Consider the following 26,346-nt stretch of genomic DNA (forward strand, 5'->3'; position numbering starts at 1 on the left):
AGCCAAAGGACGGACGGCAGGACGCAACATCCTTTAGAGAAAATCCCGTATCCGCTTGCTCCTCACCGGATTTCTGAGCTTTCTGAGGGCCTTGGCCTCGATCTGGCGGATCCGCTCCCTGGTCACATTAAATGCCTTGCCGACCTCCTCCAGCGTCCTCGGATGCCCGTCCTCCAGGCCGAACCGCAGCACGATCACCTGACGCTCCCGCTCCTTTAAGTCTCCCAAAAGCGCGTCGATGTGCTCGCGCAGCATCACAGATTCCACATTTCCCTCTGGTGTTACCACATTGCTGTCCGCCACAAAATCGCCCAGGTTCGAGTCGTCCTCTTCGCCGATCGGCGTCTCCAAGGAAGCCGGCTCCCTGGCGATCTGCATGATCTCCATCACCCTGTCTTCTGACATCTCAAGTGCTTCCGAAAGCTCGGCCACGCTCGGCTCATAGCCAAGCTCCAGCGTCAGCTTCCTCTGCATCTTTGACATCTTATTGATCGTCTCAACCATATGCACCGGCACGCGGATCGTTCTCGCCTGATCCGCCAGGGCCCTTGTCACGGACTGACGGATCCACCAGGTAGCATATGTACTTAACTTATAACCTTTTGTGTAATCAAATTTCTCAACGCCCTTGATCAGCCCAAGATTCCCCTCCTGGACCAGATCCAGAAAGCTCATGCCCCTGCCGGTATAACGCTTCGCAATACTTACCACAAGCCTTAAATTGGCCTCAATTAAGCGTTCCTTTGCATTCACATCGCCCTCTGCCTTCCGTTTGGCCAGACGCAGCTCCTCCTCAGCGCTCAGAAGCGGAACCGTACCGATCTCCTTCAGATACATACGGACCGGATCCTCTGTGCCGATTCCCTCCAGAAGATCGATAGCGTCGAAGTCAATCTCCTCCTCCTCGCCCTTCAGGAACTCATCGTCCACATCGTCCAGAAGCAGTGGATCGCTCTCCGCCAGCATGTTTTCGTCAATCACCTCGGGGATCACGTCAATGCTGTTCTGCTCCAGATAGCTGTAGATCTGCTCCATCTGCTCTGCCATCAGGTTGTCCCCGACGAAGAAATTATTGATCTCCGTGATGTCCAGCGCATTCTGCTTTGTTCTCGCTAATTCGACAAGCTTCTTTAACTTCTCTAAAAAATTCTCTTTTTCCACGAATAGTATCCTTTCGCCTAAGAAGTTTTTGAAAAATGTTACTCAGCCTTTTATTATAAACGAACTAAATATTTTTTTCAACAATTTTCTCGGTTTTTTATTGTCAATGCGCAATTCTCAGCGCGTTTTTTGTTAAACCACCGGCACCGGCGGCGCTTCTGTCAAAAGCGTGACCGCGCGGTTGCGGTTTTCTATCAAAATCTCCTTATGGCTTCCCCCATATTCCCCGTCCAGGGACCAGTCCACAGGCTCCTGTGAACAGATATGGAGGTTCTTTGCGCGGAACTGGTACACGCAGTCATTTTCCCCTTCCTTCTGTACCAGATAGGAGGCGATGCTCGCGATATCCCTGGGCGTCCTGGGGCGGCGTATCAAAAGAACCTCGAATTCCCCGTCGTCTAAGGCAACATCGAGTCCCACCAGCCCCTTAAAGCCGCCGATGCTGATCGTGTTCGTCACAAGCCCCAGGATAAACTCCTCCTCGAGCTCCTTTCCCTCCCACTCAAAGCGCATGGCATACGATTTTAAAGTCGGAATACGCTTCACCGCCTCCAGCATATAAGCCTGATGCCCCAGAAGGTTCTTGGTTTCCTGCGGCGTGCTGTAGGAAACCTCTGTAAATGCGCCGAATGCGGCCACATACACAAAATATTTCTCCGCGCCGAACTGACCCACATCCACGGGAAACGGCTTCCCGGCCACCGCCGTCTGCGCCGCGCTCAGAAGCTTCTTGGGAAGCGCAAGGCTGGAAGCATAATCATTCGTGGATCCCGACGGAATATAGCCCACCGGCGGGCGGCAGTCCCTGTCCATAGACATCAGCCCTGAAACCACTTCGTTGAGCGTCCCGTCCCCGCCGCTGCACACAAGCAGATCCTGGCCCTGCGCGCATTCCCTGACCACCTGCGCGGCGTCCTGGCTGTCCTGTGTGATATGGATCGTCACTTTATATCCATACTTGTTAAACAGATCGATAATGTCCAAAAGCCGGGTCCTTAACTGTTCCTTCCCGGATCTGGGATTGACTACAAAAAGCAGGTTTTTCATCGAACTCACGCCCTCTCCCTCTCATTATTTCACATTAAAGCTTTTGTATACACTCCAAATGCGTTTGGCAGAGGATATTTTTCATGAATCTCCTCATTTTTAATCATCGTAAACAGCTCCGGCCGCTCCTTCGCCAGCTTCACGCGGTATCCGGCCATATGCCATTCCACATGGGAAAATATATGGACCGCGTCCGGAAGGCGTTCCGTCTTCAGAATGTCCTCCTCCTCAAGGCCCAGCGCCGGGCCAATGCCGTTTTCACTCACATGCCCCTCTACATTGGGGAATTCATACATAGAGGCTAAAAGCCCTCTGGCGCTTCTCTTTCTGACCGCCGTCCGATCCTCCCACTGAACGACAAAAACCGTGCGCTCTTCCCTGCGCCGCGGCTTTTTGGCGGCCCTTACCGGAAGCTCTCCGGCAATCCCTTCCCTCCTGGCCAGGCACAGCGGCGAAAGCGGGCAGTCCCCGCACGCCGGACGCCCGGAGGGAAGGCATAAAAGAGCGCCCAGCTCAATCAACGCCTGATTGTACTCCCCGGGGCAGCTTTTATCCATGCGCTCCTCAATCAGCGCCTCATAGCGCTTTTTCACCGCCGCCTTTTTGATATCTTCGCGATCCGCCAGAAGCCTGGCCATCACGCGCAGCACATTGCCGTCCACCGCCGGCTTTGCAAGGCCGAACGCGATGGAGCCAATAGCCCCGGCCGTATAGCTCCCAATCCCCGGGAGGCTTAAAATCTCCTCGTACGAACCCGGCATACAGCCCCCATAGTATTCCACCATGCGCTGCGCCGCCTTTTTTAAATTTCTGGCCCGGTTGTAATAGCCAAGGCCCTCCCACAGCTTTAAAAGCCGCTCCTCCTCTACCTCGGAAAGGCTTTTGATATCAGGCAGAGCCTCCATAAAACGCGCAAAATACGGTTTTACCGCCTCCACCCTTGTCTGCTGGAGCATGATCTCCGAGATCCACACGCGGTACGGCGACGGATCCTCCCGCCACGGAAGCGCGCGTCTGTGTTCCCTGTACCACGCAAGAACCGGCCGCGAAGACGCTGACAGGCGCTCCCCGGGGCTTTCCGGCTCCCTGGCAGGAGGCTTTAGCTTCAGCTTTCCATACAGATATTCCATTTCCCGTCGTCTCCTGTACTAGTACAGCGCTGCATTAATTCACGAGTAAAAAGCGCTTGATATTCGTGTCATCTGTGCGTCTGCGAAGCGACGGCGTAGTGGAGCCTACGGCTAGCTTCGCAGGCATGCAGAGGGCACGGATAGCGAGTGCTGTTTACTTGCGAATTAATGCAATGCTGTACTAGACATACCCATATATCCCCCGCACCGACACCTCGCCGGAGAGGACGCTCCTTATGAAGCCGTCGTCTGTCCTGACCAAAAGCCGGCCCATGGGGTCGATCCCCAGCGCGGTTCCCGTATATTCATCCTCGGGATCCAGCACGCGGACCGCATTGTCCCGGTTGGCCAGAAGGCCGTTATACGCATCCAGAAGCCCTGACATATCGCCGCGCTCCATGAAACGGCTGTAATAGCCCTCATATGCCTCCATGACCGCCCCAATCAGCCTGCTTCTCTTCACCCGTTTTCCTGTCTCAAGGTACAAAGAAGCCGCCACATCCCGGATCTCCTCCGGAAACGATTCAATATTGGCATTGATGCCGATCCCGGTTACCACATAATTGATACACTCCAGCTCTGTGCTCATCTCTGTCAGGATCCCGCAGACCTTCTTTCCGTTTATCACCACATCATTCGGCCATTTGATCCGGCTGTCCAGCCCGCAGATCCGTTTTATCCCGTCCGCCACAGCCAGCGCGGCCACAAGCGTCAGCATCGAAGCGCAGGACGGGTGCAGGGCGGGCCTTATGAGAATGCTCATCCAGATCCCGACTCCCCTGGGGGAGGTCCAGTTCCTTCCCCTGCGCCCCTTTCCCATAGTCTGATAATCCGCCACAGCCAGCGTCCCATGCGGCGCTCCCGCCTCCGCGGCCCGCTTGGCCTCTGTGTTCGTGGAATCTGTCTCATCAAAATACAGCACATTCCGCCCGGCCCATTCGGTCTGCATACCGCTCTCCAGCTCGGCGCGGCTTAAGATATCCGCCGCCCTCTTAAGGCAGTATCCCCTGTTTCGGACAGCCTCGATCTCATACCCCTCTTCCTCAAGCTGCTTTACCACCTTCCAAACCGCGGTGCGCGAAACATGCAGCCGCCCGCACAGCTCCTGTCCGGACAGATAACCGTCCGCTTCCTTTAACATCCGAAGCACCTTTGTCTTCATTGCAAATCACCCCCACCATATCGTAAGCGAGCTCAAAACGCACAGCAGGAACAACGCAATCCCTACCGCCATCAGGGCAATCCCGGCCATTCTCTTTTTCCCGTTTCTGCGGTTTTCCCTGAAACAGTCATATCCGTTGACCACATTCAGAATCGCCGCCAGTAGAAAAATGGCCGGGAACAAAATACGGTTTTCCTCCGGATTTAAAAATGCCAGAACGGCAAAAATGACCATGATTACGCCTGTTGCGATGTGAAATATGTCCAGCGCAACGCGGGAATTTCTGCCGCCTCTTCTTTTTTCCTGCAACATAGTTATCATTCTCTCCTTATAGTTCTCCTTCATTTTACATAAAAGTGCGGGGTTTGTCAAAAGAATCGTTATTTTATATGGCGCGCTTGGGAGCGGGGATATTGTTTGGGCCTAAATGACGGACGTGAGGGGGCCGCCAGCGGCAGGTTCTATATCCAACGGATCCCCTCTTCCGCCCGGAGAAAAACGCAGCGGACGCTAAGCTCGAAGAGACCTCGCTAAGCGCCGGCGGTTTTCTACGGGTTCCTTATGGATATAGAACCTGCCGCTGGCTACGTTTCCGGCTGGCCGGGATCGGGATCGCAAACCGGACAAGCGTTTATTCCGACACAAGGCGGCGGATAAACGGCGCGGCGGCGCTTTTTTGCAGGGAGCGTTTTACTTCAAGGGACAGTTCGCTGTCTGCATATATATGGTAGCGCAGTATACCGGCCGTCGCTGCCAGATCTTCGAGGAGGGCTATATAGAGAGCGCGGTAATCCCAGCCCTGCGCAAGGCCCAGGCGCAGGGCGAGTCTGGGGAACAGGGTTTCTGTGCAGAAGCGGTACCGGGTTATGGAGGCGGCGGCGTCCGGCTCCAGGATGGATTCAAGGCTGCTTTTGTAGAAGTCGAGCTCTGTCATCATGCGGTCAAAATAGTACGCTTCGCTGTGGGGGGCCTGGATGTAGTAGCGGCGGCCGGAAAGGCCGTACAGGAGGCGGCAGCCTTCCAGGTAGCCGAGGGCCAGGCTTTTGCGGATCCGTTTTCGGCCGAATTCAAGGACGCCGCCTAAGTCTTCTCTTGGGGCGATGTGGTATATGGCGGTTCCTTCCGGGATTTTCAGGCGTTTTTCGCTGTCCAGGCCGGGACCGTAGATGCGGATGATGATGATGTCTTTGTAGCCGCGTTCAAGGAGGACGTCGGCGGGGACATTGTTGAATCCGCCTCCGTCCATGTAAAATTTGCCGCCCAGGCGCTCCTGTTTAAATGCCGGGAAATAGGCGCTGGCCATCAGGATATCAGCGATCTCTCCTTCCGGCATGGTTTTGACATCCTTTTTCATGAGCTCCATGTCGCTTAGGGAAAAAGTGGTGACGAAAAGCTCCCTGGGCGATGTGCGGATTTTTTGTTCGTCAATGGTTTCACGGATTAAGCGCTTTAAAGGGGCGGTGTCGATTCCGCGCTCTCTGAAAAGCCGTCTGAATTCCCCGGCTGTTTCTTTCAGACTTCCGGATTCCGGCTCACGGCCAAGGATCTGGGAGTAACCAAGCGTGCCCCACAGTTTTTCCGCCAGGTCTAAGTCGTCCATACACATAAGGGCCCCGTTTAACGCCCCGACCGAAACCCCCGAAATCCCCCTGATGCGGATTCCGGCCTCGGAAAGCGCGCGCCAGGCCCCGATCTGAAACGCCCCTTTCGCGCCTCCGCCCTCCAGCACCACGCCGTACTCCCGATCGCGGGGAATGCGCACAGACTCCGGCCCTGACCGGATGCTCTCAACCAGACGGCAGGGATTCTTCTTTTTCCTGTCTTTTAACTCATCTTCCATAGCTTACCATCCTGTTTCGCTTTCATTGATAACAGTTACATGTCAACGGCATATTCCGCCGCGCGGCCCCGCGCAAAAAAACCGGATTGCTCCAGCCTGTGTCCCCTGGCTGGAGCAATCCGGTTTCCTCTCACTCGTTAATTCTTTGCGCCTACTTCGGCAATACTTTTTACCAGTCCCGCAATCCCCTGGATATCGGACGGGATGATGATCTTCGTCGCCTTGCCGTCCGCCGCCTGTGCAAAAGCTTCCAGGCTCTTTAACCGGAGCACGGCTTCATCGGCCCCGGCCTCTTTGATAAAGCGGATGCCGTCTGCATTGGCCTGCTGCACCTTCATGATCGCCTCCGCACGGCCCTCTGCCTCACGGATCATCTTCTCCTTCTCCGCCTCCGCGCGCAGGATCGCCGCCTCCTTCTCCGCCTCCGCCTCAAGGATCGCGGACTCTTTCTTTCCCTCTGCTACCAGAATCGTGGATTTCTTCTCACCCTCGGCCTTCAGGATCGCCTCCCGGCGCTCGCGCTCGGCCTTCATCTGCTTTTCCATCGCGTCCTGGATGGCTGCCGGAGGAATGATATTCTTAAGCTCCACGCGGTTTACCTTAATGCCCCACGGGTCCGTGGCCACATCCAGGGCGGAGCGCATCTTGGTATTGATCGTCTCCCTGGAGGTCAGCGTCTGGTCAAGCTCCAGATCGCCGATAATATTGCGCAGCGTGGTAGCGGTCAGGTTTTCAATCGCCATGATCGGGTTTTCCACGCCATACGCAAACAGCTTCGGATCCGTAATCTGAAAAAATACGACCGTATCAATCTTCATCGTCACATTGTCCTTGGTGATAACCGGCTGCGGCGCGAAATCCACCACCTGCTCCTTCAATACCACGCGCTTGGCCACGCGGTCAATAAACGGGGCCTTGAAATGCACGCCCACGGACCATGTGTCCATATACGCCCCCAGACGCTCCATAACCAGAGCCTGCGCCTGCGGCACAATCCTGATACAGGAAGCAAGCACCAGCAGTGCAATCACGACAAGAATAACAAAAGCTAAAAAGGTTCCCATTCTAAATCTCCTCCATTTTCCTGACCATCAGCTTCACTCCGGACACGGACTCGATCCTTACCATCTCGCCGCTCCTGATCGGCGTCCCGTCTGCGGACCGCGCTGACCACTCCTGGCCTCCCACCACAGCAGTGCCGGCAGATAAGTCATTATCCACATCTGATGTGATCCTCGCTTTTTTCCCCACCAGATCCTCCACGTTTGTCTTTACCGTATTCCGGTTGACGTGTCTGATCACAAATGGCCTGGTAAAAAATAAAAGCGCGCAGGACACCAGAAAAAACACGGCAAGCTGGCCGTTTTTCCCCACGTCCATCAGCGACAGCGCAAACGCGGCCAGCGCCCCGCCTGCAAACCAGATGGTCGTAAGAGCCATGGTAGCCGCCTCAATCACGATCAGAACCACAAAAACTGCAATCCAGATCTTCCATGCCATACTTATCTCTCCCTTCCATATGCGATATGGAAATGTTCTTTTGTATCATTATATGATATTTTCAGACATTAATCAACATTTGGAAGGAAATTTCATTCTTAAGTTTTTCTGACAGATTGTGATTGGCGGTTGGGACTGGCGGCATTATAGACTAAGGGGCGGTGTTGCAGGCTATATGTTATCGCGGCAGGGGCCAGAGACAGGCACTATATTCAACGGAACCCCGCTCCCGCTCCTTCTCTGCCTCGCCGCCTCGAACATCAGCACCGAAGCCGCCACCGCGGCATTCAAAGACTCTACCCGCCCCTCCATCGGTATCCGCACAGCCTTATCGGCCAGGGCGGCTGTCTCATCTGTCAGGCCGCCCGCCTCATTTCCGATCAGGAAGCCCGCGCTCTTTGTATAATCCGCGCTGTCATATGCGGCGGATCCCTTTAGATGCGCCGCATACAGGCAGATTCCTGACTTTTTGAGCGTCAGGAGGGTTTCCCTTAAATCCTTTACATATACGAACGGCATGCGGAAGACGGAGCCCATGGCGGAGCGGATGACCTTGGGGTTGTAGATATCAGCGGTTTCCGTGTTCATCACGATCCCGGTCGCGCCGGCGCCCTCTGCCGCGCGGATGAGGGTTCCAAGGTTTCCGGGATCCTGCAGCGTTTCCAGGATTAGGAGGTGCGCCGGCTCTGCCGTTAAGTCTGACAGCGTATAGGAGAACTGCTCTGCAACGGCCAGGATTCCCTGAGGCGTCTGGGTGTCGGACAGATAGCGCATGACTTCATCCGAGACGATCTCATAGCTGCAACCCTTTAAAAGCGCGTCTGCGCGCTCTGCGCGCAATTTCAGAAAGCTCTCGGATACGTATGTCTCCCTGAGATGCGTCCTCGGGAGCTCTGAAAAGAGCTTGGGGCCCTCTGCTATGAAAAGCTTCTGCTCCCGCCTGGCTTTTGCTTTTTTTACCAGGGCGGATACGGCCCGGATGCGGTTATTTCCTGTACTTGTTATCATATCTCTTTTTCCATCCTTCTATACATTGATCGGCGGGATGAGATTACTTCCAGGCCCGGGATAACATAGCCAGCGCTGGCGGCCTCCCCACGATAAACGCCATCCCGCCATTGGCATCTGAACTGTTACGGCATTTCAGCACAGGGAGCTCCTCACATCTGCTCCAGCTCCTCCAGCCACAGCCTGCCGCAGGCGTCGCTCGGCATCCGCAGATCGCCCCGCGGGGATACGGCGGCAGATCCCACCTTGGGGCCGTCGGGCAGGCAGGAGCGCTTAAACTGCTGGCTGAAGAAGCGGCGGTAAAATACCCTGAGCCATTTTAAAATCGTCTCATCCGCATACGCCCCCTCAAAAGCCCTTTTCGCCAGACGGTAAATCTTACCCGGATGGTAGCCGAAACGCAGGATATAGTAGAGGAAGAAATCATGCAGCTCATAGGGACCCACCAGATCCTCGGTCTTCTGGGCGATTTTCCCGTCTTCCGGCGGCAGAAGCTCCGGGCTTACCGGCGTGTCGAGCACGTCCAGCAGCACCTCAGAAAGCGCCTTTTCCCCGCAGGTGTCGGCAAAATAGCGCACGAGATGGCGAACCAGCGTCTTGGGGACGGAAGCGTTTACCCCGTACATGGACATGTGATCCCCATTGTACGTGGCCCAGCCCAGCGCCAGCTCGGACATGTCCCCGGTTCCGATCACCATGCCGCCGCGCTGGTTGGCGGTATCCATCAAAACCTGGGTCCGCTCCCTGGCCTGTGAATTTTCATATGTCACGTCATGCTTTGCCGGATCCTGCGCGATATCGCGGAAATGGACGGTTACAGCTTCTTTGATGTCCACCTCCATGAGAGAAACTCCCAGCTTTTCCGCCATCAGGCAGGCGTTGTGGTACGTCCTGTCTGTGGTGCCAAAGCACGGCATGGTCACTGCGATAATATCCTTTCTCGGAAGGCCCAGGAGATCAAAGGCGCGCACTGACACAAGGAGCGCCAGCGTGGAATCAAGTCCCCCGGAAATGCCGACCACGGCGCATTTACAATTTGTGTGCTTTAACCGTTTTTTCAGTCCCATGGCCTGAATCGACAGGATCTCCTCGCACCGTCTGTTTCTCCCCTCCTCGTCGTGGGGCACAAACGGGGACGGATCGATCTTCCGCCTTAATTCCTGCTCCCCGAAAGCCATGGAAAAGTCAACGAAGGTATAGCGCTCCCTTCCCTCGGTCTGGTAGGTAGTCATGCGGCGGCGCTCACACTCCAGCCGCTCCAGATCCACATCGGCATAGATAGTCCCGTTCGCAAAGCGCGCCGATTCCGCCAGCACCGCGCCGTTTTCCGCAATCATGTTCTGGCCGCCGAATACCAGATCCTGCGTGGATTCCCCCTCGCCTGCATTTGCGTACACATACGCGCATAACAGCCTGGCCGACTGGCCGCTTATAAGGCTCCTCCTGTAATCGCTTTTTCCCGTGGCCTCGTCGCTCGCCGAGCAGTTTACAATCACCGTAGCGCCTGCCGACGCATGGGCGATGCTGGGGGGATTTAAGACCCACACATCCTCGCAGATCTCCGCGCCCACCACAAAATTATCCATATCCGCGCACCGAAACAGAAGGCGGCTCCCCATCGGGACCTGTCCGTCCTCCCACGGGACGTATATCACATCCTCCCAGCCCGGATTAAAATACCGGAGCTCGTAAAATTCAGAATAATTCGGCAGCCAGCGCTTTGGTATCAGGCCCAGAAGCCGGCCGTTCTGGATGGCCGCCGCCGTGTTGTAGAGCTTATGATTATACTCCCACGGAAGGCCGGCAAAGATCAGCATATCGCTGCCCTTTGTGAAATCAATCAGCTTTTCAAGCTCGCCCCTCACTTTGGAGAGCAGGGGCTTCTGCATAAACAGCTCGCCGCACGTATAGCCTGTCAGCGCCAGCTCCGGAAATACCAGGACAGCCGCTCCCTGCGCCTTAGCCTCCTCAATCCCTTTGCAGATTTGCTCCCTGTTAAATTCCACGTCCGCTACCCGTACCTCCGGCGTTGACGCCGCAACGCGGATAAAACCATCTCTTATCATTGCTTAGCCTGTCCTTTCACTTTTTTCTATATTGAATTAAAATATTGCAACACCTTCATTCGATAAAGCCGGACATGAAAAAACATATTCAGCCGCCGAAACGATGCTTCTAAATTCATTATACTCCATTTCAGTGATAAATCCACCATCAAATTTTGCTTTAACGCAAACTTCCCGGTTCTATTTTCTGTATACTTCACTGTACTCTCTGTCCGCCGGCAGTTGGCAGCATTATACGCCGGAAAATGCCGAATATCAGCCAGAGCATTCATTTTATCAATCTTATATCCTCCTGCAAAAAATTTATTTTGCAGTAATATAATTTTCATGAATTTTTAATTATTATCATGTATGATAGGTACATCGGCATGGAAATCCGGTAAATAACAGCCCTTCGTGTGCACCCGGCCGGAATGCGGCTGCAAGACAGTCCAGATTATCTGGACCGTTACGCAGACGGTATGCCGGGCGGCGCGGCGAAAGGCTGCATAGTATAAATATATCTTATTTATGGAGGGAAACGATATGAAAAAACGATTCGCAGCAGCAGGAACCGGACTGGCGGCAGGCGCTTTGGCGGCGGTGATGGCCATGAACGCATTCGCAGCGCAGATCACAGAAGACAAGGCCAAATCCATTGCTCTGGAACACGCGGGCCGCACCTCTGAGCAGGTAACCTACATCCGCTCCCTGAGCGGCTCTGACGACGGCTGGATGGTCTATGATGTGAAGTTCCTGACCGCGGACTACAAAGAATATGATTACGAAATCAATGCGGCGGACGGCATGATTCTGAGCGTTGAGTATGAGGCCAAGGCCCCCGCCGCGTCCCGGAATAACTCTGCACCCGTAAGCCTCGACCGGGCAAAGGAGCTCTGCCTGGAGCACGCCGGACAGAAAGCGGAGAATGTGACCTTTGTAAAACTTGAAAATGAATACGAGCATGGCAGAACCGTGTACGACATTGATTTCTGCACTGCTGATTACAAAGAATATAAATATGAGGTAAATGGGAACACAGGCGAGATCACCGGCTGGGAATATGACATAAAAAAATCCCTCTCCCAGAACGCGGCAGACGGCGCTTCGCAGCAGACGGGCGCCGTATCCGGCATAGAAGCCGCCAAAGCGATCGCCGTAAAACAGGCCGGCTTAAATCTCTCCGACGTGGCATGGGGAGAGGTGGAAACGGATTATGAGGACGGGCGCATGATATATGAGGGCAAATTCTTCCACGGAACCATGGAATACGAATTTGAAATCGACGCCGCGACAGGACAGGTGAGGAAATGGGAGATGGAGAGCATGTATGACTGAGATTGCATGATTTAGGAATCATGCTGTAAACGAGGGGCTGGCACATCATTACATGATGGAAAACAGGAGATATTTATCATGACATTAAAACGCCAAGCCATGAATGCGATAAAATTTTTGCCGGATGAGCAATTACCGCAGCAGAAACTATGGAATGGGACGATGCGGAGCTTTCTATCAGTATTGTAACTTTCTGGGAAATTGCAATCAAAAAGGCGCATAGAAAGAAGGCAATGCCCCATCTCACACCCCGCCCACCCCTCTCACTACCTCTCCAGCCATAATAAGCCCCGCCGCCGGGGGCGCAAACGCCACGCTGCCCGGCACATGGCGGCGGGCGCTGCCTTTCTTGCTCTCCTCTGCGATAAAGCGCGCCTCCATCTCCGGATCCGGCGTCCGCGGCGTCTCGTCCGAGAATACCACTTTTAAATGCAGTATCCCCCTCTTCTTCAATTCCCGCCGCATCACCCGGCACAAAGGGCACACCGACGTCTCCGAGATATCGGCTATCCGGAAGCGTTCCGGATGCAGCTTATTTCCCGTTCCCATGGATGAGATAAGAGGGATCTCGTGCTCCCCTGCATAAACCGCCAGGGCCAGCTTGGAGGCCACTGTATCAATGGCGTCCACGATATAATCCACCTGCCCCGCCTGCTCAAACAGCGCCTCCAGATTATCCGGCAGCACAAACGTCTCAAATGCCTGAACCCGTATATCCGGACAGATCTCCCGGATCATGCGCTCCATGACCGCGGTCTTTTTCTGCCCGATCGTGGATCTCCACGCCACGCACTGGCGGTTCAGATTGGTCTCGGACACGCTGTCGCCGTCAACCAGAATCAGCCTCCCCACCCCGCTTCTGGCCAGAGCCTGCGCACAGTGGGAACCCACTCCCCCGATTCCGAATACGGCAACCGAGCTTCTCCACAGCCGCTCCATCACGGCGTCCCCGAGCATCAGCCTTGTCCTGTCAAATTCATGTCTGCCTCCCATGCGTCCCCATCCTCCTTAGTTTATGTTCCTGCGTAACCCCTATACGCTACGCCCGCATCTGTCTTTCCTCTAATCCATCGGCGCGCGGTAAAAGCTTCCAAAAAACTGATCCGTCTTAAACACATTGATAATCACATGCGGATCCACCTCCCGCATCAGGCGGATTACATCGTCCAGCTCATATGAGGAAATCACGGTGTGCAGCACAAACATCTTTTTCCTGCTGTACCCGCCGATAGCGTCCAGGGCAGAAATCCCGTGGCGGAAGGCGCTCACATACTCCTTCATGATCTCGTCGCCCTTCAGCGTCGTCACCTGCAGCGTCACACGGTCATAGCGGTGATGGAAGGTCGAGATCGTCTTGGTGCTGATAAACTGGAACAGAATCGAGTACGCCGCATTCAGCCAGCCAAACGCCATCCCGAATATGCAGAACAGCACGCAGTTCCCGACAAATACTTCTCCCCATATCGATCGTCCTGTCTTATTTGACACATAGAGAGCAATAAAATCCGTTCCGCCCGTGGACGCATTCCCCTTAAGCGCCACAACGATCGAAATGCCGAGCAAAAAGCCCCCGAATACCACATTCAGCACCACGTCGTCAAACAGCGGCGAAAAATGGAAAATCTGGAGAAATATACTCGACGTACACACCTGAAGAAGAGAAAACGCCGTAAAACGTTTGCTTATGCTCCGGCTGCAGAGCGCCGCCACCGGAAGGTTAAACACCAGCATACCCAGGGAAGTCGGAAAACTCATCCCAAATTTCGACGCCGCCATATCGACCAGGATCGCGATCCCCGTAAAGCCGCCCGACAGAAGTTCAGCCGGCCGTATAAATGTTTGTATGACAAAAGACTGCAGCAACGCGGACACGATCACCGCCGCGCATGTCACCACATTGCGGACGCCCTTTTTCTTGTACATCTTCTCTGCCTTGTCTAAAATATTCATCAAATCCTCCTGAAATGAAAAGGAGCCGCCTTTCCCCCACAGAAAGCAGCTCCCCCGGTCACGTTCAAAACCGTTACATTAAAATAGTTTATTGCTTATGTAAATATACCATTTTAAGCTGCTGTTGTCAATTATTTTTTCGTCATATTTGACATATTTTTCATTTTCTGTCCGCATATATTTATATTTTATGCATAATTCTTTAGAAACTGCCTCCGGCGTCCCAGCCATGACAAACAACTACCCGCACATCTTCATAACAATAACCATTATATTTCCTTTATCCTGTTTTATACATTCATATTTTCCGCCAGATCCGCGCATACTTTCTATGATCCCGGGAATGCGCATGCTTCCCGCGATACTGTAATCTGAGAGGAGCCATTACATGAAAATCTCAACGCAACTGGATGCCAATATGCAGTATTTCTCCCAGGTCCTCCAGCCCGACATAAATTTTGACGTCGTCTACCGCGTCATTTCCGTGGGCGGGAGGAATGCCTGCCTGTACTTCATTGACGGCTTTACAAAGGACGATACGCTGCTGCGCCTGATGCAGGCTTTTGTAAGCGTCAAAGCGGACGCCATGCCGCAGGACGCGCACGAATTCTCCAAGCTGTACCTCCCCTACGGCGAGGTCGGCATGGAAACAGATTCCGATGTGGTGATCACCCAGCTCCTGGCCGGCGTTCCCTGTATGCTGGTGGACGGCTATGACCGCTGTTTTACCATTGACTGCCGCACCTACCCGGCCAGGGGCGTCGGCGAGCCTGAAAAGGACAAGGTGCTGCGCGGCTCCCGCGACGGATTTGTGGAAACCCTGGTCTTTAACACAGCCCTCATCCGCCGCCGTATCCGCGATCCCAGAATGCGTATGGAAATCATGGGCGTCGGCGAGAGCTCGCACACGGATATCGCCATCTGCTATATGGACGGCCGTGTGGATACGGATCTCCTATCAAAGATCAAGGGACGTTTAAGCCGCCTCCATGTGGACGCCCTGACCATGAACCAGGAAAGCCTGGCGGAGTGCATCTATCCGCACAAATGGTACAACCCGTTTCCGAAATTCCGCTTTTCCGAGCGGCCCGACACAGCGGCGGCCTCGGTCCTGGAGGGAAATATCGTTATCCTGGTTGACAACTCGCCTGCCGCCATGATCCTCCCCTCCTCGATCTTTGACATCATCGAGGAAGCGGACGACTACTATTTCCCGCCCATGACCGGCACCTATTTACGGCTGTCGCGCATGGTTATCTTTTTCCTGACCCTGTTCCTGACGCCCATCTGGCTTCTGCTGATGCAGAACCCGGGCTGGATCCCGGACTGGCTGTCCTTTATCCAGGTAACGGACGAGATCCATGTGGCCCTTATATTCCAGCTCCTGATCCTGGAATTCGCTATCGACGGGCTGCGCCTGGCCGCAGTCAACACGCCCAGTATGCTGACCACGCCCTTAAGCGTGATCGCAGGTATCGTGCTGGGGGAATATTCCGTCAAATCAGGGTGGTTCAACAGTGAAACCATGCTCTATATGGCCTTTGTCACCATTGCCGGCTATTCCCAGACCAGCTTTGAGCTGGGCTTTGCGCTGAAATTCCTGCGCGTCATGATCCTCCTGCTGACTCATTTCCTGAATGCGTGGGGCTTTGCCATCGGAACGGCCATCAGCCTGTCCGCGCTGATATTCAACAAAACCATTGCAGGGAAAAGCTACATTTATCCCCTGATCCCCTTCAGCTTAAAAGAGCTGAAAAAACGCCTGTTCCGGAACCGCCTTCCCTATATGGAAAAAACAGGCGGCCAGCAATGACAGAAAAGGCTTTTAAACCTCCGCCTGCACGGGCGCATGGCAGTATCAGCGCACAGGAGCTCCGCCTGTCTTCCCCCCGTCTGAGCTATTAAAAATGCCTTGATAAAGCGCTGTCAGCGCCTCCTCATAGCGCTCGGCGCTTACCGAGGCGCAGGACAAAAGAAGGCCCGGCAGCGCCCCCTCCCGTTCCACGGGCCGCACCGCCACGCCCGCCGCCGCCGCGTCCTGAGAAAGCTCATACGCAGGGCGCCCGCTTTTGACCTCCATCAGCACAAGAAATCCCGCCTCGCCCGGGCAGGCCCTTGCCTGATCCCCGAAAACCTCTCCGATCGCCGTGCACAGGCGCTTTGCCTTTGCGGCGTAAAGCTTTCTGGCCTTGCGCAACTGGCTCTCCAGGCGTCCGTCCCGGATAAACTGACAAAGCGCGATCTGCTCGGTTTTGGACGCAGTCTGGTTATAGCATCTGCCCCTCTCCTTATAGAGCGGCAGAAGGCTGTCCGGAAGCGCCATGAAGCTCATGCGTATAGACGGCAGGAGCAGGCGTGAAAACGTCCCCAGATACACTGTGTTCCTCCCTCCTGCCAGCCCCTGCAGGGACGGCGTTTGACGGCTGTAATAGCAAAACTCGCTGTCGTAATCATCCTCCAGAATGAGAATATCCTTATCAAAAGCCTCCCGGATCAGGGATATCCGCTCCGCCATGGGCATAACCTCGCCCCATACCCTCATCTGGGACGGCGTGACATAGCACACGCTTCCCTCAGCGAGCCCGCCCCGCTTCCACGCCTCGCGCACATCTTCCGTCACAAAGCCGAAATCCTCAAAGATTCTTTTTCCCTGCTGAAAACCAAAATTATAAAACGCGGCCCGCTCCCGCTCCCGTATCAAAGGGCACAGGATATGGAGCAGGCTCTGGATACCGGCGCCTACCACGATCTGATCCGGCCGGCAGATCACATTCCGCCGGCGCTCCAGATAGCTGCACAGCGCCTCCCTCAGTTCCCGCTCTCCCTGCGGCTCACCGTAGGATAAGAGCCGTTCATCCTGGCGGAGCGCGCTTTTTATATACCGCCTCCAAATGTCAAACTGGAAGCTGTCCCTGTCTACCCGTGACGAGGCAAAGTCATATCGGATCACAGCATTGTCCGCCTTCTCTTTTTCCGTTTCCTTCTCCGTCTTCTTTTGCCCCCCGTCTTTACCTGAAAAAAACTCTGTTACATAGTAGCCGCTCTGCGGCCTTGAGACAATATAGCCCTCCGCGGCCAGGAGCATATAGGCAGTCTCCACCGTGGTCCGCGAGAGCTGAAGCTGCTTTGCGCAGCGCCGGATCGACGCTATCCTGGCCCCCGGCGCGAGCTTTCCCGTGAGGATCAGCTCCTTGTAATACCGGTAAACCCGCATGTAACGGTTTAAGCCCGGATCACTTAAGTCCGGCGCCACCCGCGCGTCCCTTTCCTTCTCCTCTTCCCTTTGCAAGCGCTTTCATCTCCTTTGCGTTTTTTCGCACCGCCGCCGTGATCTTCGCGCCGCCCAGAAGACGCGCCAGCTCCTCCGTGGCCTCATTGTCCGCAAGCCGCCGGATAAAGGTCGTGGTCCGCCCCTCTGAGACTTCCTTGCGTATCTCAAAATGGCGGTCCGCCATGGCCGCGATCTGCGGCAGATGAGTGATGCAGATAACCTGATGGCGCTCTGCGATCAGGCGCAGCTTTTCAGACACCATCTGGGCCGTCCGCCCGCTGATCCCGGTGTCAATCTCGTCAAAAATCAGGGTCGGTATATCGTCCGTCTCCGCCAGAACCGTCTTGATCGCCAGCATGATACGCGAAAGCTCTCCGCCGGACGCCACCTGCCCCAGGGGCCTCACCGGCTCGCCCGGATTCGTGGATATCATAAACTCCGCCTCGTCCACGCCGCCCGCGGTGTAATGATCCAGCCTGCGGAATTCCATGGAAAACGCAACGTCAAGGAAATTGAGCTCCTTCAGCCCTTCCTCAATCTTCGCCGTCAGCTCCCCGGCCACCTCCCGGCGCGCCGCGGAGAGCTCTTCTGAAAGCCTTAAAAGCTCCCCCTCCGCCTCAGAAAGGCGCTCCTTGGTCTGCGAAAGCAGCACGTCGTAATTTTCAAGCTCCGAAAGCCGCTCTTTCTTCTCCTCCAGGCTTTTCAGAACATCCTCAATCGTTTTCCCGTACTTATTTTCCAGGCCGCGGATCAGATTTAAACGCTCCTCGGTCTGCGAAAACGCCTCCTCATCAAAGGTCATATCCTCCAGATAAGCGGAAATATCCCGCGACAGATCCCCTAAAAGCGCCTCTGCATCGTAGAGCTCGTCGCGGATGCCGGACAGTCCCTCATCATACTGCGCCGCCTCCTCCACCGCCTTCAGCGCCCGTGAGATCCCGTCGCTGCCCACCGCGCCGTACGCCTCGGAAAGGCTCTCCGTGATCCGCCTGGCATTGGAAAAACGGCGGTATGCGGCCTGGCACTCCTCCTCCTCGCCCGGCTTTAAATCCGCGCTTTCAATCTCCTCAATCTCGAACCTGCAGAAATCCGCCTCGCGCGCGCGCTTATCCTGATCCGTCTCAAACGACTCCAGCCTCTTTTTCAGATCCGCATACGCCTTAAACCGCTCCGCAATCTCTTCCTTTAATCCCGCGGTCCGCGCCCGCCCGTACTCATCCAGGATCTCCAGATGCCTGGAATGGTACAAAAGCGACTGATGCTCGTGCTGCCCGTGGATATCGATAAGAAGGCCCGTTATCGCCCGCAGCCTGGCGGCTGTCACCGACTCGTCATTGATCCGGCCCACGCTCCGGGACGGCATGATCTTCTTGGAAACGATCACCATCCCGTCCGCGTCCGGGTGGATATCCAGCGCCTTAAGCTCCCGCCTCTTCTTCTCATCCCTTACCTGAAAAATCAGCTCCACATAGGCGCTCTCGCAGCCCTGGCGGATCAGATCCTTTGACGCCTTGGCCCCCAGGGCCACATTCACGGAACCGATGATCACCGATTTGCCCGCTCCCGTCTCTCCTGTCAATATATTAAGCCCCTCGTCAAATTCCACCTCCGCGGAATCGATCAGGGCCAGATTCTTTACATATAAATGATACAGCATTCCCGTCTCCTACATTATAGCGTTTCTAACCGTCCGCCGCGCGCCGCCGGGGCATGCCGGACAGCGCTCAGAACCTCTCACCCTTCCAGAAGCTTTTTCAGCTTGTCCATCAGAATAATCGTATCGTCCACCGTCCGGACCGCGCACATCACCGTATCGTCCCCCGCGATGCAGCCCACGACCTCCGGAAAGCGCAGGGCGTCCAGGGCGGCGGCCAGCGCCATCGCCATACCGGAAACCGTCTTGAGCACCAGAATATTCTGCGCCATATCCATGGAAAGAAAGCTGTCCTGCAGGATCCGGATATATTTGTCATTAAAGGCGGTCTGCGGGTGAAACACCGCGTACTTCTGGCGGCCGCTGTCCGTCTGGATCTTCGAGAGCTTCAGCTCCCGGATATCGCGCGATACCGTGGCCTGCGTCACATTATAGCCCTCTCTGTGCAGATACTCCGAGAGCTCCTCCTGTGTCTCTATCTCATATCTCCCAATCAATTCCACAATCTTGCTGTGTCGTTCCAGTTTCATTTTCTACATCCCTCAATCCTGCTAATACAGCGTTGCATTAATTTGCGGATGCTGTTTACTCGCGAATTAATACAATGCTGTATTCGTACATCCGCCTTTTGTAACCTGTCCGGTGAACGCGCAGACCTGTCAAAACGGTTACGTTAAATCTGCCTCATCTTATTCCGGATATTGTCCATAAATGACAGCTTCGTAAGCTGCACAAGCGTCGTCTCAACCTCCGAGCGCCGGATCTCAATGCGATCCCCCCTCTTTAACGGCACGGCCGTATCCCCGTCAAAGCTCACAAACTGCTCCACCTCCTGATCCCCGCCGATACAGAGCGCGATCTCGCTGTCCGCGGACAGGACAAAGCTTCTGGAATTCAGCGTATGGGGGCAGATCGGCGTCAGAATCAAAAGCCTCGCGTCCGGAACCGCGATGGGGCCTCCGGCAGACAGATTATAGGCCGTAGAGCCGGTGGGCGTAGCCACAATCATCCCGTCCGCCGAATAATCATTCAAAAGCTGCCCGTTGACATAGAGCTGAAATTTGAGCGTATAAAGGCCGCTCCGCCCTAAAATCATATCATTTAAGGCAATATCGCGGGCGATCACCCGGCCGTCCGAGACGATCTGCCCGTCCAGCATCATGCGCGTCTCCAGGCTGTACCGATCCTCGATCAATGCCTGCAGGGCCGGTATCATCTCCTCATGCCTGCTCACCTGGGTCAGATAGCCCAGATGTCCCATATTTACCCCAAACAGAGGAAGCCCGCGCCCGGCCACATCCCTAGCCGCCTGAATCAGCGTCCCGTCCCCGCCCAGAACGATCGCGCACTCCGTCTCCGGGGGGATACGCGCCACATCCGTGTAGCGGTACCGCTGCCGGAAACGCCGTCCCGGCTCCTCCCCGCGGCGAAGCCCCCAGCGCAGGCAGTCGCACCCGCGGTGCAGAAGATATTCCGCAACCAGGGCCGCGGCCCGCCTCGCCTCCTCCTTTTCCTCATTCACAATCAAATAAAAGCGCTCCATGACATGCCCCGCCTTGTCCTGCCTCTTTCACAATGCGCGCCGCAAGCCGTCCGGGCCGCCTGCGCCGCGCCCAATCACTTTACCTTCTATGCCTTATCCAGCTCCCGGTGCGCCGCCTCCACCACATCTTCGGCCAGAAACGCCGCTCCCGGCCCGCCTGCCTGGCTGCATACGGCATTCTCCCCACCGTTTCCGGACGCCCCGCATACCGCATCCTTCCCGTCATTTCCGGACAGCTCCAAATGCTCGCCCGCTCCGCCAAGCGGCTTTTCCAGCAGCAGCAGATACTCGATATTTCCCTCCGGCCCCTTGATCGGAGAAAATTCCAGATTGCGGACAAGGAACCCTATCTCCTGCGCATAGGCGATCACCTTCCGGATCACCTCCAGGTGCGTGCTTTTCTCCCTCACCACGCCCTTTTTCCCGACCTTCTCCCGTCCTGCCTCAAACTGCGGCTTAATCAGAGCCACGACAAAGCCCCCTGCCTTTAAAATCTCCTTCACCGGCCCCAAAACCTTTGTCAGGGAAATAAAAGACACATCAATAGAGGCAAGATCCACCGCCTCCCCGATATCCTCCGGCGTCACATAGCGGATATTCGTCTTCTCCATGCAGACCACCCTCGGATCGCTGCGCAGCTTCCAGGCAAGCTGTCCGCGGCCCACGTCCACACTGTAGACCTTTACCGCTCCGTTCTGCAGCATGCAGTCCGTAAAGCCCCCTGTCGAGGCCCCGACGTCCATGCAGACCTTCCCCTCCGGCTGAACGCCGAAATGAGTCATCGCCTTTTCAAGCTTCAATCCGCCCCGGCTCACATAGCGCAGCACGCTTCCGCGCACTTCAAACCGGGCCGTCTCCGCGAAGGCAGAACCCGCCTTGTCTTCTTTCCGGCCGTCCACATACACAATGCCGGACATAATCACCGCCCTGGCCTTTTCGCGCGACGGCGCGAGGCCCTTTTTCACTAAAAGCACATCCAGTCGTTCTTTCATCATACGCTCTTTCTATGTCAATAATGCTGCCGCGGATTTGTGCGGGCAGTAAAATATGTGGTTACGATTTACATTCACTGTTATACCTTTAAAGGGGATGTAAGAGGGCCGCCGGAGGCGGCTTCTGTATCCATAAGGAACCCGTAGAAAACCGCCGGCGCTTAGCGAGGTCTTTTCGAGCTTAGTACCGCTGCGCTTTTCTCCGGGCGGAAGCGGGGTTCCGTTGGATACAGAAGCTGACTCCGGCGGCTCTCTCACGCTAACCTCCGCCCTCTTTCAAGATCTTTTCGATCTTAGCGCCTCTGCGCTTTTCTCCGAGCGGAACTTTCAGGAAAAATCTCCAAACTCCCCCCTAAGCCTCTCCAATATAGAATCACTGTCAATCCCCAGCTCGCTCCTCAAAAGCGACACATTCCCATGCTCCACATACGCATCCGGAAGCGCGATATTCAACACGCGGATCTGCGGATAATGTTTCTGCACATAATCTGTAATCCGCTCCCCGTAGCCGCCGCGGAGCACATTTTCCTCCAGCGTGATCACATAGCGGTGATCCGCCGCCAGCTCGTCCGCCACATCCGTATCCACAGGCTTGATAAAGCGGCCGTTGACAAGCGTGCAGGCATGTCCCAGGGCCTTAAGCTTTAAGCGGATGTGCTCCGCCGTGCTGACCATGCTCCCCACAGCCAGGAGGGCGATCTTCTCCTCTTTGTAAAGGAACTCGCTCTTGTGATACTCCACCGGGGCCAGGAACTCTTTAAGTCCCCTGTATGCCTGCCCTCTGGGGTAGCGGATCGCCGCCGGCCCCTCATGGCGGATCCCGAAATTCAGCATTTCCCGCAGCTCCCACAGGTTCTTGGGGGCCATGACTGTCATGTTCGGGATCGAGGACAGGAAGCTTAAGTCAAAGATCCCCTGGTGCGTTTCCCCGTCGCTGCCCACCAGGCCGGCCCGGTCCACACAGAACAGCACCGGAAGGTTCTGGATGCACACATCATGCACAATCTGGTCATAGGCCCTCTGCAGGAAGGACGAATACACGGCAACCACCGGCTTAAGCCCCGCCGCCGCCATGCCTGCCGCAGACGTGACCGCATGCTCCTCCGCAATCCCCACGTCAAAGAAGCGATCCGGATAAAGCTTTGAAAATCTCTTTAAGCCCGTCCCGTCCGGCATGGCCGCCGTGATCGCCACAATCCGCGGATCCTCTCCGGCCAGACGGCATATTTCCCTGGAAAATACGTCCGTATAGCCCGGGTAGCGCTTCTCGTTAAGCGGCTTTCCTGTCCCGATGTCAAAGGGCTCGACGCCGTGGAAGGCGGACGGGTTCTTTTCCGCCGGCCGGTAGCCCCTGCCCTTTTGGGTCATGACGTGGATCAGAACCGAGTGGTTGATTTTTTTGGCCTCCGTAAAAATATGCGTCAGTCCCCGGATATCGTGGCCGTCCACAGGCCCCAGATAGGTGATGCCCATATTTTCAAACCACATGCCGGGAACCAGAAGCTGCTTGATGCTGTTCTTGGTCCGGAGCAGGGTTCCCACCAGCTCGTCGCCGATCACCGGGACTCTGGACAGCGTTCCCACCACGCTCTGCTTCAGATGATTATACCCCTCGGCCGCCCTTAAATTGCTTAAATATTTTGACATCCCGCCCACATTTTCGGAAATGGACATGTTGTTGTCATTTAATATGATAATAAAATTCCGTTTGAAGCGCCCCGCGTTATTCAGCGCCTCATAGGCCATGCCTCCGGTGAGCGCCCCGTCCCCGATGACGGAAATAACCGAATAATCCTCTCCCAGGAGATCTCTTCCCTGCGCCATACCAAGGCCGGCCGAGATAGAGGTGGAGCTGTGGCCTGTGTCAAAGGCGTCGTACGGGCTTTCCTTGCGCTTCGGGAATCCGCTTAAGCCGCCGTACTGGCGCAGGCCGTCAAAGTAATCCCTTCTTCCGCTCAGAATCTTATGGACGTACGACTGATGTCCCACATCCCATATCACCTTATCCTTTGGCAGCTCAAAAGCGCGGTAGAGGGCAAGCGTCAGCTCCACCACGCCCAGGTTTGAGGCCAGATGCCCTCCTGTACGGCTGATCTTCTCAATCAGGAAACGGCGGATATCCTCCGCCAGCTCCTTTAACTCCTCATCATTCAGTTCCTTCACATCATCGGGTCCATTCAATTGATCTAACAGCATTGCTTCCCCCTCCAGGCAGCCTGAACCGTCCCCCGCTTTGTTTTTGCGGCCTTCGCCCGCAGGAAACGCCCCGCGCATGCCGGCATATGAACAGTAACCCTATTTCTCCCTGTATACCAGCATCCGGATCAGATCCTCCAGAAATACATTGCTCCCGGGAAGCTCCTTTAAGATACGGATCGCCTTCTCTGAAAGCGCCTTCACATCCTCCCTGGCTTTCCCGATCCCCTCCAGGCTCACATATGTGGTCTTGTTGTTCTTCTCATCGCTCAAAACCGGCTTTCCAAGCACCTCCTGGCTGCTGGTCACATCCAGGATATCATCCTGAATCTGAAAGGCCAGCCCCACGGCCAGCGCCATATCGCGCACCCGTTCGCAGTCCTCTTCTGACGCCCCGGCCATCACGGCCCCGATCCGCATCGAAGCCTCCAAAAGCGCGCCCGTCTTCAGCCGGTAAATGAAATCCAGCGTTTCTCTCTTAAGCGGCCGCCCTGTCATCTCCACATCCACGGTCTGCCCGCCGATCATGCCGTAAATGCCTGTCCGCTCTGACAGGATGCGGATGCACTCGCCCACCCGCTTCGCATCCTCCGTCTTGTCAAAGGCTTTGGACGCTGTCTCAACCGCATACATTAGGAGCGCGTCCCCGGCCAGGACCGCCATATCATATCCGTAAACGGCCCAGGTCGTCTTTTTGCCCCGGCGGTATTCGTCATTATCCATGCAGGGCAGGTCGTCATGGATCAGGGATGAGGTATGGATCATCTCAATCGCCGCCATCATCGGCTCAATCGCATCCCCCTTGCCGCCAAACAGCCTGTAAACCTCCCGCATTAAGAGCGGGCGGATCCGCTTTCCTCCCGCCTTCACACTGTAATTCATGGCCTCAAATATCGTTTTCTGAGGGCCGGCTTCCTCCGGAAGGAAGGAGTACACCGTCTCCTCCACTTCCCTTGTATACTGTAAAAGCTGGTCTTTTTTCAATGTATTCACCCTTCCGATTCCGAATCCTCAAGCACCAGAATCTTCTTCTCCACTCTGTCAATCTTCTCTCCGCACTGTTTTACAAGGCGCATGCCCGCCTCATAATACGAAAAAGAGTCCTCCAGGGATATCTCCCCGTCCTCCAAAGCCCCGATAATCCCCTCGAGCTTTTCAAACGCCTCCTCAATCGAGAGCTCCTGCCCTGCGCTTTCCTTGTCTGCCATATAAAGTCCTCCGTCCGCCGCCCGCGCTTTTTTGGCGCCGCCTTTTGCCTGACATCTGTTATTTCATTAAAAGATCCCTTCCTGCTGTGTCCCCGGCGCGTCTTCCCGGATAATCTCCTGCGCCTTTGCCGTGATCCGCCCGTCCGACACCTGGATTTGCACCGTGTCCCCGGCGTTTACATCTGACACGGAGGTAATCCTTTTCCCGTCCCCGTCTGTCAGGAAGCCAAAGCCCCGGCGGATCCGCTCAAGGGGCGACAAGCCGTGCAGCCGGCCCGAAAGCAGGGCCAGACGATGGCGGGCCTCAGTTGTCCTGCCCTTCATCAGGCGTTCCAGCTCCCCTTCCATATCCGCCAGCCGCTGCCTCCTCTCATTGAGCCGCCTCCCGGGGCTGAACAGCCTTAAACGCAGCCCGTACTGCAAAAGGCGCTGCGACGCCCGCTCCTTTCTCTGGTACAGCGCTTTAAAAAGCCGGCTTTCCGCCCCCTGTAATTGTTCCACAAAAAGGCTGTAGTCAAACACCGCCAGCTCAGCCGCCGCAGACGGCGTAGGCGCGCGCAGATCCGCTGCATAATCGGCGATCGTCACATCCGTCTCATGTCCCACCGCGGAAATCACCGGCGTCCTGCAGGCAAAGATCGCCCGCGCGACCTCCTCCTCATTAAACGCCCACAGATCCTCGATCGCGCCGCCGCCCCGCCCTACGATCAGGACATCCAGGCCCATGGCGTCCAGCCTGCGGATCCCCCGGACGATACTGGCGGCAGCGCCGTCGCCCTGCACCAGCGCCGGGCACAGAACCAACTGCACGTACGGGTTCCTGCGCGTGGCAATATTGATAATATCTCGGATCGCCGCTCCTGTTAAGGCCGTCACGATCCCCACCCGGGATGCATACGCAGGAATCGGCTGCTTGTACTCCGGGGCAAACATGCCCATCTCCTCCAGCTCATTGCGCAGCTTCTCAAACCGCTTAAACAGATCCCCCGTCCCGTCCAGCGTGATCTCCGAGGCGTAAAGCTGGTACCGCCCGTCCCGCTCATAGACCTCGATACTTCCCTTTACCACCACCTGCTGGCCTTCCTTAAGCTGAAAGGTCAGATTCCGCCGCTTTCCCGCAAACATAATAGCCTGTATGGCGCCCAGCCTGTCCTTTAAAGTAAAATAAATATGGCCGGACGGGTGGTATTTGCAGTTGGATACCTCCCCCTTTACCGAAATGCGGTTCAGCGCAAAATCCTGGGCAAACATATTTTTAATGTAGGCATTTACCTGTGATACGGAATATACGCTTGCCATCT

The 26,346-nt window shown here is 55.6% G+C and carries 23 protein-coding genes; 2 read left to right on the top strand and 21 right to left on the bottom strand.

The window, feature by feature from the left end:
* Positions 1 to 33: 33 nt before the first annotated feature.
* The 10 genes from rpoD to NFS31_RS03225 form a co-directional block, all read right to left on the bottom strand.
* Entirely contained in the window at positions 34 to 1,161 is a 1,128-nt protein-coding gene (gene rpoD / locus NFS31_RS03180) for an RNA polymerase sigma factor RpoD (RefSeq protein ID WP_251491545.1), read from the bottom strand.
* 132 nt (positions 1,162 to 1,293) lie between these two features.
* A complete protein-coding gene (locus tag NFS31_RS03185) occupies positions 1,294 to 2,208 on the bottom strand; it encodes a diacylglycerol/lipid kinase family protein (protein ID WP_251491547.1) in 915 nt (304 codons plus the stop codon).
* A 29-nt stretch (positions 2,209 to 2,237) separates the two neighbouring features.
* Positions 2,238 to 3,338, bottom strand: a complete 1,101-nt coding sequence (gene mutY, locus NFS31_RS03190) for an A/G-specific adenine glycosylase (protein WP_251491549.1) — start codon at positions 3,336 to 3,338, stop codon at positions 2,238 to 2,240.
* 181 nt (positions 3,339 to 3,519) lie between these two features.
* Positions 3,520 to 4,500 carry a biotin--[acetyl-CoA-carboxylase] ligase gene (locus NFS31_RS03195; RefSeq protein WP_251491551.1) on the bottom strand — a complete coding sequence of 327 codons (981 nt, stop codon included), beginning with the start codon at positions 4,498 to 4,500 and terminating at the stop codon, positions 3,520 to 3,522.
* 6 nt (positions 4,501 to 4,506) lie between these two features.
* The gene (locus tag NFS31_RS03200; RefSeq protein WP_251491553.1) at positions 4,507 to 4,812 is read right to left on the bottom strand and encodes a DUF6637 family protein; all 306 of its coding nucleotides are present in this window, start codon (positions 4,810 to 4,812) and stop codon (positions 4,507 to 4,509) included.
* A 319-nt stretch (positions 4,813 to 5,131) separates the two neighbouring features.
* Entirely contained in the window at positions 5,132 to 6,340 is a 1,209-nt protein-coding gene (locus NFS31_RS03205; protein WP_251491555.1) for a patatin-like phospholipase family protein, read from the bottom strand.
* 137 nt (positions 6,341 to 6,477) lie between these two features.
* The gene (locus NFS31_RS03210; RefSeq protein WP_160224960.1) at positions 6,478 to 7,404 is read right to left on the bottom strand and encodes an SPFH domain-containing protein; all 927 of its coding nucleotides are present in this window, start codon (positions 7,402 to 7,404) and stop codon (positions 6,478 to 6,480) included.
* A 1-nt stretch (position 7,405) separates the two neighbouring features.
* On the bottom strand, positions 7,406 to 7,840 hold the full coding sequence (locus tag NFS31_RS03215; RefSeq protein ID WP_251491557.1) for an NfeD family protein: 435 nt from the start codon (positions 7,838 to 7,840) through the stop codon (positions 7,406 to 7,408).
* A 171-nt stretch (positions 7,841 to 8,011) separates the two neighbouring features.
* Entirely contained in the window at positions 8,012 to 8,848 is an 837-nt protein-coding gene (locus NFS31_RS03220; RefSeq protein WP_251491559.1) for a TrmH family RNA methyltransferase, read from the bottom strand.
* 152 nt (positions 8,849 to 9,000) lie between these two features.
* Positions 9,001 to 10,911 carry an NAD(+) synthase gene (locus NFS31_RS03225; RefSeq protein ID WP_334303044.1) on the bottom strand — a complete coding sequence of 637 codons (1,911 nt, stop codon included), beginning with the start codon at positions 10,909 to 10,911 and terminating at the stop codon, positions 9,001 to 9,003.
* A gap of 528 nt (positions 10,912 to 11,439) precedes the next feature.
* Between NFS31_RS03225 and NFS31_RS03230 the strand changes: the two genes are divergently transcribed.
* Positions 11,440 to 12,231 (top strand): PepSY domain-containing protein, encoded by a 792-nt coding sequence (locus tag NFS31_RS03230; RefSeq protein WP_251491564.1) that lies wholly within the window; start codon positions 11,440 to 11,442, stop codon positions 12,229 to 12,231.
* Positions 12,232 to 12,474: 243 nt separating this feature from the next.
* Here NFS31_RS03230 and NFS31_RS03235 read toward each other — a convergent pair whose 3' ends face one another.
* Together NFS31_RS03235 and NFS31_RS03240 are read right to left on the bottom strand one after the other, a co-directional pair.
* Complete coding sequence (locus tag NFS31_RS03235; RefSeq protein ID WP_251491566.1) at positions 12,475 to 13,224, bottom strand: tRNA threonylcarbamoyladenosine dehydratase; 750 nt, start codon at positions 13,222 to 13,224, stop codon at positions 12,475 to 12,477.
* A 69-nt stretch (positions 13,225 to 13,293) separates the two neighbouring features.
* Positions 13,294 to 14,181: a YitT family protein gene (locus tag NFS31_RS03240; protein ID WP_251491568.1), complete on the bottom strand. Its 888-nt coding sequence runs from the start codon at positions 14,179 to 14,181 to the stop codon at positions 13,294 to 13,296.
* A 388-nt stretch (positions 14,182 to 14,569) separates the two neighbouring features.
* Here NFS31_RS03240 and NFS31_RS03245 point away from each other — a divergent pair, with 388 nt between their 5' ends.
* Positions 14,570 to 15,994, top strand: coding sequence for a spore germination protein (locus tag NFS31_RS03245; protein ID WP_331482446.1), 1,425 nt, complete (start codon positions 14,570 to 14,572; stop codon positions 15,992 to 15,994).
* A 45-nt stretch (positions 15,995 to 16,039) separates the two neighbouring features.
* Here NFS31_RS03245 and pdxR read toward each other — a convergent pair whose 3' ends face one another.
* The 9 genes from pdxR to xseA form a co-directional block, all read right to left on the bottom strand.
* Positions 16,040 to 17,470, bottom strand: a complete 1,431-nt coding sequence (gene pdxR / locus NFS31_RS03250) for a MocR-like pyridoxine biosynthesis transcription factor PdxR (RefSeq protein ID WP_251491570.1) — start codon at positions 17,468 to 17,470, stop codon at positions 16,040 to 16,042.
* Positions 17,415 to 19,109 carry a DNA repair protein RecN gene (gene recN, locus NFS31_RS03255; protein ID WP_251491572.1) on the bottom strand — a complete coding sequence of 565 codons (1,695 nt, stop codon included), beginning with the start codon at positions 19,107 to 19,109 and terminating at the stop codon, positions 17,415 to 17,417. The genes pdxR and recN overlap by 56 nt, the downstream gene beginning before the upstream one ends.
* A 77-nt stretch (positions 19,110 to 19,186) precedes the next feature.
* A complete protein-coding gene (gene argR / locus NFS31_RS03260; protein ID WP_251491574.1) occupies positions 19,187 to 19,636 on the bottom strand; it encodes an arginine repressor in 450 nt (149 codons plus the stop codon).
* A gap of 143 nt (positions 19,637 to 19,779) precedes the next feature.
* Positions 19,780 to 20,649, bottom strand: coding sequence for an NAD(+)/NADH kinase (locus tag NFS31_RS03265; RefSeq protein WP_251491576.1), 870 nt, complete (start codon positions 20,647 to 20,649; stop codon positions 19,780 to 19,782).
* A gap of 86 nt (positions 20,650 to 20,735) precedes the next feature.
* Positions 20,736 to 21,641, bottom strand: a complete 906-nt coding sequence (locus NFS31_RS03270; RefSeq protein WP_251491865.1) for a TlyA family RNA methyltransferase — start codon at positions 21,639 to 21,641, stop codon at positions 20,736 to 20,738.
* A gap of 327 nt (positions 21,642 to 21,968) precedes the next feature.
* Positions 21,969 to 23,837, bottom strand: a complete 1,869-nt coding sequence (gene dxs / locus NFS31_RS03275; protein ID WP_251491578.1) for a 1-deoxy-D-xylulose-5-phosphate synthase — start codon at positions 23,835 to 23,837, stop codon at positions 21,969 to 21,971.
* A 99-nt stretch (positions 23,838 to 23,936) separates the two neighbouring features.
* Entirely contained in the window at positions 23,937 to 24,821 is an 885-nt protein-coding gene (locus tag NFS31_RS03280) for a polyprenyl synthetase family protein (RefSeq protein WP_251491867.1), read from the bottom strand.
* A gap of 5 nt (positions 24,822 to 24,826) precedes the next feature.
* Positions 24,827 to 25,045 (bottom strand): exodeoxyribonuclease VII small subunit, encoded by a 219-nt coding sequence (xseB, locus tag NFS31_RS03285; protein ID WP_251491580.1) that lies wholly within the window; start codon positions 25,043 to 25,045, stop codon positions 24,827 to 24,829.
* A gap of 66 nt (positions 25,046 to 25,111) precedes the next feature.
* Positions 25,112 to 26,344 (bottom strand): exodeoxyribonuclease VII large subunit, encoded by a 1,233-nt coding sequence (xseA, locus tag NFS31_RS03290; RefSeq protein WP_251491582.1) that lies wholly within the window; start codon positions 26,342 to 26,344, stop codon positions 25,112 to 25,114.
* Positions 26,345 to 26,346: the final 2 nt, after the last annotated feature.

This window comes from Otoolea muris, assembly GCF_943193115.1.
Classification (GTDB): domain Bacteria; phylum Bacillota; class Clostridia; order Lachnospirales; family Lachnospiraceae; genus Otoolea; species Otoolea muris.

Coding starts and splice junctions, on each gene's coding strand:
- NFS31_RS03230 (WP_251491564.1), top strand. CDS start 11,440: ATGAAAAAACGATTCGCAGCAGCAGGAACCGGACTGGCGGCAGGCGCT.
- mutY (WP_251491549.1), bottom strand. CDS start 3,338: ATGGAATATCTGTATGGAAAGCTGAAGCTAAAGCCTCCTGCCAGGGAG.
- recN (WP_251491572.1), bottom strand. CDS start 19,109: ATGCTGTATCATTTATATGTAAAGAATCTGGCCCTGATCGATTCCGCG.
- NFS31_RS03245 (WP_331482446.1), top strand. CDS start 14,570: ATGAAAATCTCAACGCAACTGGATGCCAATATGCAGTATTTCTCCCAG.
- NFS31_RS03185 (WP_251491547.1), bottom strand. CDS start 2,208: ATGAAAAACCTGCTTTTTGTAGTCAATCCCAGATCCGGGAAGGAACAG.
- NFS31_RS03200 (WP_251491553.1), bottom strand. CDS start 4,812: ATGTTGCAGGAAAAAAGAAGAGGCGGCAGAAATTCCCGCGTTGCGCTG.
- NFS31_RS03220 (WP_251491559.1), bottom strand. CDS start 8,848: ATGATAACAAGTACAGGAAATAACCGCATCCGGGCCGTATCCGCCCTG.
- NFS31_RS03270 (WP_251491865.1), bottom strand. CDS start 21,641: ATGAAAGAACGACTGGATGTGCTTTTAGTGAAAAAGGGCCTCGCGCCG.
- NFS31_RS03195 (WP_251491551.1), bottom strand. CDS start 4,500: ATGAAGACAAAGGTGCTTCGGATGTTAAAGGAAGCGGACGGTTATCTG.
- NFS31_RS03240 (WP_251491568.1), bottom strand. CDS start 14,181: ATGAATATTTTAGACAAGGCAGAGAAGATGTACAAGAAAAAGGGCGTC.
- NFS31_RS03210 (WP_160224960.1), bottom strand. CDS start 7,404: ATGGGAACCTTTTTAGCTTTTGTTATTCTTGTCGTGATTGCACTGCTG.
- xseB (WP_251491580.1), bottom strand. CDS start 25,045: ATGGCAGACAAGGAAAGCGCAGGGCAGGAGCTCTCGATTGAGGAGGCG.
- argR (WP_251491574.1), bottom strand. CDS start 19,636: ATGAAACTGGAACGACACAGCAAGATTGTGGAATTGATTGGGAGATAT.
- NFS31_RS03265 (WP_251491576.1), bottom strand. CDS start 20,649: ATGGAGCGCTTTTATTTGATTGTGAATGAGGAAAAGGAGGAGGCGAGG.
- NFS31_RS03235 (WP_251491566.1), bottom strand. CDS start 13,224: ATGGGAGGCAGACATGAATTTGACAGGACAAGGCTGATGCTCGGGGAC.
- NFS31_RS03205 (WP_251491555.1), bottom strand. CDS start 6,340: ATGGAAGATGAGTTAAAAGACAGGAAAAAGAAGAATCCCTGCCGTCTG.
- xseA (WP_251491582.1), bottom strand. CDS start 26,344: ATGGCAAGCGTATATTCCGTATCACAGGTAAATGCCTACATTAAAAAT.
- NFS31_RS03215 (WP_251491557.1), bottom strand. CDS start 7,840: ATGGCATGGAAGATCTGGATTGCAGTTTTTGTGGTTCTGATCGTGATT.
- dxs (WP_251491578.1), bottom strand. CDS start 23,837: ATGCTGTTAGATCAATTGAATGGACCCGATGATGTGAAGGAACTGAAT.